Here is a 5,539-nt window from a genome sequence, read left to right on the forward strand (position 1 = left end):
AAGCGTTTACTCGACGCTCTTTCTTGACGATTAGAAACTTCGCAACTTTCAGGTATAGTCAAGAATGTAGCAAACAGTAGATGCCTTGTGGATATGTTTATATCGCTAATATCAAGCACGGGAGTGTTTGTTTTTGGCGTATCTATACATATTCTGCGTGAGGCTTCTGCAGGTTTGCTCGTTCAACTATACCGGGCAATGCGAAGGCCTCTAATCGTGGAACGAGCAACAGTACGGCTCTCACGCTTTTTTTTTCAACCTAAAGCCAATGAGATGAGCCCGGCGGCACTGAATTATTCATGGCACATGAATCCTCTAAGCCATTGTTTTCCAAGACATGGTGGATAGTATTCTGTATTGCAATTTTGGCTATAGTAATGGTAACTATCGCGCTCGTTGATAGTCGGGATCTTCCGGTAACAATTATCGGAGCCGTTTTAGGCGTGATTATGACTGTATTTGCATCTTTCATACTATTGAAAGGACAATCTGAACAACAGGCGGATTTAGATGAGAAGCAGATCAAACTGCAAGCTGAATTGGCAGAGAAGCAGACTAAGCTACAGCAGGTCCTTCAACAGCAACTCGTGGAGTCGCAACATGCTATTGAAAGGAAAGAGCGTCGGGATTCAACTGTTTTTATAGAGAAACTATCCACATATAATAACTTCCTTTCTGCATTGTCCGACTATGTTATAGAAAATTCTGAAGAAAATAAGAAGGCTTTGATTTTTCATACGATGGCTATCCAAATGCATGCCGATCCAGGAGTTGTGCAATCATTTATTGATAATGTCATTGAGGTAATAAGAACCACCGGGAATGGAGATAAAACCGAGATTGCAAAGTTGATAGAAGCTCTTAACCGAATCAGTGGCATTTTCCGTAGTGAACTTTATCCCTCATGCACTGCTGATAATAATACTCTTAAACTTGATACATTCATTGATGCAATAGCCGGAAGTCAGGTGGAACCTACAGCAGAGCAAAAGGAGAAAGAGACTGAGGAGGAACAGAAAGAAGATGAAGAGGCAGTTAGTAGTTCCAATATTCAAGCTTGGGATGCGAAAATCAAGGAACTTGCTTCACGGGGTTGGACTTTGAAGAATGGCAACGACTCCTTCACAATCACATCAGACACTAAGCCTGTTCAGATTTCTGTATATCGTAAGAAGGGTAAATATGTTGTTGAAGCGACTAAAGGTGATGACACTGAGTTTTCTCAACAGCTCAAGGACAATTATGGCGGGGCACGCCGCTACGGCACTTGGTGGCGTGAGCTGCCCATATCAAATTATGGTGTAAAGCAGGATACTCTCCTTTTGCAACTTCCTATCAATGATCGCGCCCGCGCTTCGGTAATCAAATGGATTGACAAACTACTTAACAATTTTGACTGATATGGGACTTCTTGACAATATAGCAAAGAAAGCAAAGGAAACTGCTGCGGCAGCTTCCAAGGCATATGATGATGCCGCTAAATCCATAAAAGAAAAAACAATTGGAGAATTGGTTGATTCGGCAATAGATGCCGGATCAAAAGCTATTTCCAACACATCTGATTTTGTCTCAACCAAGACATCGGAAATAAAGACCAATGTAGAGAATCTCACTATGGAGGACGTTGGCAATTATGCTAAGGATATGGGAAAACTTGTATCCGGCGTAACCGCCTACGAGAATCGGAAGGCTGCAAATGAAAAGAAAGAGAAAGCAGATAAAATCATGGAAGAAACTACTCGACAAATAGAGCATGTACGCTTTCTCGCCAATACTCGATTGGAGACATTTGGGCGCGTTCGTTGTGAGATCCTTAAAACCACGGTTGGACGCTTCATAAAAATTGTCGAATCACTCAATAACTCCGTCAAGGAGAAAGTGTATGAACTGTCCTCCTCTCTGTCTTTGGGAGAATCTGACTTCAAGGAACTTGAGAGTGTGGAAATGAATGGCTCCAATCTGCTGGCCACAGCAACTGCCGGGGGTAGTATTGCAGCAGCTGCTTTAGCGGGCGTTCCGGCTGCTGTCAATGCATCAGTCGCAGCTCTCTGTTCAGCAAGTACCGGCACTGCAATAAGCCAATTGTCTGGAGCTGCTGCGCGACAGGCAACTCTTGCATGGCTTGGAGGAGGTTCAGTAGCTGCCGGAGGTGGTGGTGTTGCTGCGGGTACAACTGTTTTAGCCGGCATTACTTGGGCAGCTACTGGAATATTTGCACTTGCCTCAGTTGGCATTGTTGCCGGGAAGATATACTCACAGAAACATACTGATGCAGAAAAGTATCTTGCAGATGTTGAAACGTGGCAGGCGAAGTCTTTGGCTGCCTCTGAGATAATGAAGGGAGTGGTAATGAGGAGTGATGAATTACTATCAGTCACCTCCAGACTTGAAGGACGTATAATTCCTGCGTTGGATGAATTGGAAGTCATAGTTCCAATTTTCTCTCCCCTTAATCCTGAACATGCAAAGACATTCCAGCGTGCGGCTATCCTTGTGAAATCAATGAGTGAACTGGCACAAACACCTTTGCTTGATGAAAACGGAAATCTCAACAAGCAGTCACTCATTATGGTTGATAAGACTCAAAAAATCCTAAACCATCAGTTAGCATGAAATTAGACTTCAAGAAGATTCAGGAACTGGCATCTCAAGTGCCTGACATCATATCAAAAGGGCAGCAGGTTATTGGAACTGTGCAAACAGTTGTCGAAACTTTCCGCGTTAAAGATTCTACATCAAAAACAGCTTTATTGGAAGACTCAAAAACTCAGTCAGAAGATAAGGGGGAAGATAGTGTATTGCAAGATGAGGAGGGTGTGGAATCTGAATATAAAGAATCAGAAGGCATTGATCTTGCAATAGCAGGAGTGGGATATTTGAAAGTCCCCGGAGATGTTACGGCTATGATAGGAAAAATGGCTCGTCAGGCTAATGAGACAATGCGCTTTTGTGAGGAGCAAAAAACTATAAGAGCTGAAATTCGTGCTAATGCCACTGTCGAAATTACAAAAATCAACGCAATGGCTGACATGGTGCGTGATTATCTCAAACGATCTTTTGATGAAAGAGCCGGATTGTTTGATAATTATTTCTCGGTGCTTGACAAAGCCTTGGGAAACGGTGACAACACATTAGTGGCTCAGACACTTCAATCCATTAACTCTCTTGCAGCTTCCAGTCCATTCAAGGATCTTGCGGACATAGGTAAAGTTTCTACTATGCTCGCAGAAGGGGGCGAATGGGATATATAATCTAAATGAATCAACAGCGTGTATAAAAGAGAAGATGATATCAATCAAGAAAACTATAGAACGACTATCGGTTATAGAAGAAACACTCGATGATGTGGAATATAATCTTGAAAAGGCTTGTGATGATGTTCAACGACTAATAACGGATATTGAAGATGAGTCTGACTTTGTGAAAATGACTAGGGCAGGGGTATTAAGGGGCGGTCGAAATTCTTTCGATAACCTCAAAAAAGCATTGGATGAGATAAAGGATAACAGTCTCTACAAACTCATCGAAGCCATACTCTTGACGGAACTCGCGCTGAAGTCATACCGTGAAAAGATGGAACTTGATTGACATGCCGCATATCAAATCAAGTACTTTCCTACATTCCTACACCTATGCAGACATCCGACCTTAGGTATAAGTTAGCCCAAATAATCAATGCCGACCGTGGTGAATCTCGCGTCAGTAGAATTTACGACTATTGTATGGGAGCTACGATTGTGCTCAGCCTTGTGCCGCTGATGTTTCTTGGCGGTAGCAACTGGTGGCTCGACTGCTTATCCTGGGTTACAGTGGTTGTGTTCCTGCTGGATTTCATTGCCAGGTGCTACGTATCACCGGTTGACAAGTACAAGATCGGACGCCCTTGGTGGCGTCGGTACCCTTTTTCGTTCATGGGAATGGTGGACTTTCTGTCTATACTACCTATCTTCGGAATGGTTAGTCACAAATTCTCGCTCTTCAAGCTCTTCCGGCTGGTAAGAATAGTGGCCTTGATAAAACTCACAAGATATTCCACAAAGGACGATATGCTACTGCGGGTATTTCAGAGTAACAAGAATGTACTCAAAACCATCGGCATCTTTATTTTTCTCTATATCCTCATTTCGGCGTTGCTGATCTATAATGTTGAGCCTCACATTAATCCATCAACAGGTCAGGAAACCTTCTCCACTTTCTTCGATGCCGTGTACTGGTCTGTAGTAACACTTACAACTGTAGGTTACGGTGACATCTATCCAATTACCATTTTGGGTAAAATCATATCCATCTGCTCCATGATTTTCGGAATAGGAATAATAGCCACAGTGTCAAGCGTCATTACATCCGGACTTATTGAGGAGATAAAAAAGCATACAGGAACCGACGAAACTAACAAAATTTCTTAACAAATCATAGAACTTAATAAATTCAACAGCATGGCAAAAGTAACAATTAAAGGAGTGTATCAGATGAATGGTCCGAAGCCGTTCACTCGCACAATCGAATGTTCTTCATCAGAAACCGGATACTATTCCCAATTGATGGGAAATAAATCCAAACAGGCTCAGTGGATTCAAGCCAATTTCCCCGGTGCCGACACCAGCCGTGGCTTTTCTATGGCTGTAAACATCAAATAAACGATAATATGAAATTCAAATTATTAACTATGTGTGCGTTGGCGGCGTTGCTGTCATCGTGTGCGAAAAACGACAACAAGGAACTCTATCAGGAGATCAAATCGGTTGACAAGATGGTGTTCGCATCCATGGCAATAACCAAGACCGCAAAAATGGAAAGTTCCGATTGGTACACGATGGGTAAGAGAATAGCGGTCTATTCCTATGACTCATATATGCGTGCTTATGTGGATCTTTCAGCATTGCAGATGGACGACCTCGTTTTTGATGAGGATGCAAAGACCGTTAAGGTAACATTGCCTCCGGTAATGACTGAAATCACAGGCCGCGATATGGAGATGCGCAAAGAGTATGAGAATATCGGAATGATGAGGTCAGACCTTGACTCAAAGGAGCGGGCTGAAATCAAGGAGAAGGCGAATGCCTCATTCAAAACTGAGGTCGAGGAAAACCCCATGTTCAAGCAACAGCTGACAGACGCGGCCAAGAGAAAAGCCCGTAAATACTTCGAGACTATCTTCGAAGCTAACGGATATACAGCAAGTATCGATTTCAAACCCTCATCAAACCCAGACAGTCATGATAAAGAATAAGAAACTCATTCTGATTGCAGTCGTTGCAATTGCAGTTATAGCTATCGGCTTATATTTCTCTTTTGCCTCGCCAAAGAAATCCATAGATGTAAGCAAGGGTCAGATAAGCAAGGTCGAGACTATGGCACAATTGTGCGCCATTGACATCTACAGCGAAGTGCCTATTCTAGACACAATCAACAATAAGGTTATGTTCGCCGTCCAGAAACAGAAGGGCAGCGTGTCGTTCGACCTTGAGAATATGCAGATGGACTCTGACGGTGATACGGTGAAAATTGTGCTTTCTCCGGAAATTGTTGACTTATATGA

At 42.9% G+C, this 5,539-nt stretch carries 8 protein-coding genes; all 8 read left to right on the top strand.

What is annotated here, in order from left to right; translation table 11 throughout:
- The first annotated feature begins 365 nt into the window (after nucleotides 1–365).
- The gene (locus HDT28_07360) at nucleotides 366–1,400 is read left to right on the top strand and encodes a hypothetical protein (protein ID MBD5132384.1); all 1,035 of its coding nucleotides are present in this window, start codon (nucleotides 366–368) and stop codon (nucleotides 1,398–1,400) included.
- A gap of 1 nt (nucleotide 1,401) precedes the next feature.
- On the top strand, nucleotides 1,402–2,613 hold the full coding sequence (locus HDT28_07365) for a hypothetical protein (GenBank protein ID MBD5132385.1): 1,212 nt from the start codon (nucleotides 1,402–1,404) through the stop codon (nucleotides 2,611–2,613).
- Nucleotides 2,614–3,029: 416 nt separating this feature from the next.
- Nucleotides 3,030–3,251, top strand: coding sequence for a hypothetical protein (locus HDT28_07370; protein ID MBD5132386.1), 222 nt, complete (start codon nucleotides 3,030–3,032; stop codon nucleotides 3,249–3,251).
- Nucleotides 3,252–3,285: 34 nt separating this feature from the next.
- Nucleotides 3,286–3,588: a hypothetical protein gene (locus tag HDT28_07375; protein MBD5132387.1), complete on the top strand. Its 303-nt coding sequence runs from the start codon at nucleotides 3,286–3,288 to the stop codon at nucleotides 3,586–3,588.
- Nucleotides 3,589–3,722: 134 nt separating this feature from the next.
- On the top strand, nucleotides 3,723–4,406 hold the full coding sequence (locus HDT28_07380) for an ion transporter (protein ID MBD5132388.1): 684 nt from the start codon (nucleotides 3,723–3,725) through the stop codon (nucleotides 4,404–4,406).
- Nucleotides 4,407–4,436: 30 nt separating this feature from the next.
- Nucleotides 4,437–4,637, top strand: coding sequence for a hypothetical protein (locus HDT28_07385; GenBank protein MBD5132389.1), 201 nt, complete (start codon nucleotides 4,437–4,439; stop codon nucleotides 4,635–4,637).
- 8 nt (nucleotides 4,638–4,645) lie between these two features.
- Nucleotides 4,646–5,230 (top strand): DUF4230 domain-containing protein, encoded by a 585-nt coding sequence (locus HDT28_07390; protein ID MBD5132390.1) that lies wholly within the window; start codon nucleotides 4,646–4,648, stop codon nucleotides 5,228–5,230.
- Nucleotides 5,217–5,539: hypothetical protein (locus HDT28_07395; protein ID MBD5132391.1), on the top strand; the 323-nt coding region annotated here is incomplete at its 3' end. The genes HDT28_07390 and HDT28_07395, both read left to right, overlap by 14 nt.

Source organism: Clostridiales bacterium (assembly GCA_014799665.1).
Lineage (GTDB): Bacteria > Bacillota > Clostridia > Christensenellales > Pumilibacteraceae > Anaerocaecibacter.

Bases quoted from the DNA above. Each gene is read 5' to 3' on its own strand.
- HDT28_07385 (MBD5132389.1), top strand. From the start codon at position 4,437: ATGGCAAAAGTAACAATTAAAGGAGTGTATCAGATGAATGGTCCGAAG.
- HDT28_07365 (MBD5132385.1), top strand. From the start codon at position 1,402: ATGGGACTTCTTGACAATATAGCAAAGAAAGCAAAGGAAACTGCTGCG.
- HDT28_07390 (MBD5132390.1), top strand. From the start codon at position 4,646: ATGAAATTCAAATTATTAACTATGTGTGCGTTGGCGGCGTTGCTGTCA.
- HDT28_07375 (MBD5132387.1), top strand. From the start codon at position 3,286: ATGATATCAATCAAGAAAACTATAGAACGACTATCGGTTATAGAAGAA.
- HDT28_07370 (MBD5132386.1), top strand. From the start codon at position 3,030: ATGGTGCGTGATTATCTCAAACGATCTTTTGATGAAAGAGCCGGATTG.
- HDT28_07380 (MBD5132388.1), top strand. From the start codon at position 3,723: ATGGGAGCTACGATTGTGCTCAGCCTTGTGCCGCTGATGTTTCTTGGC.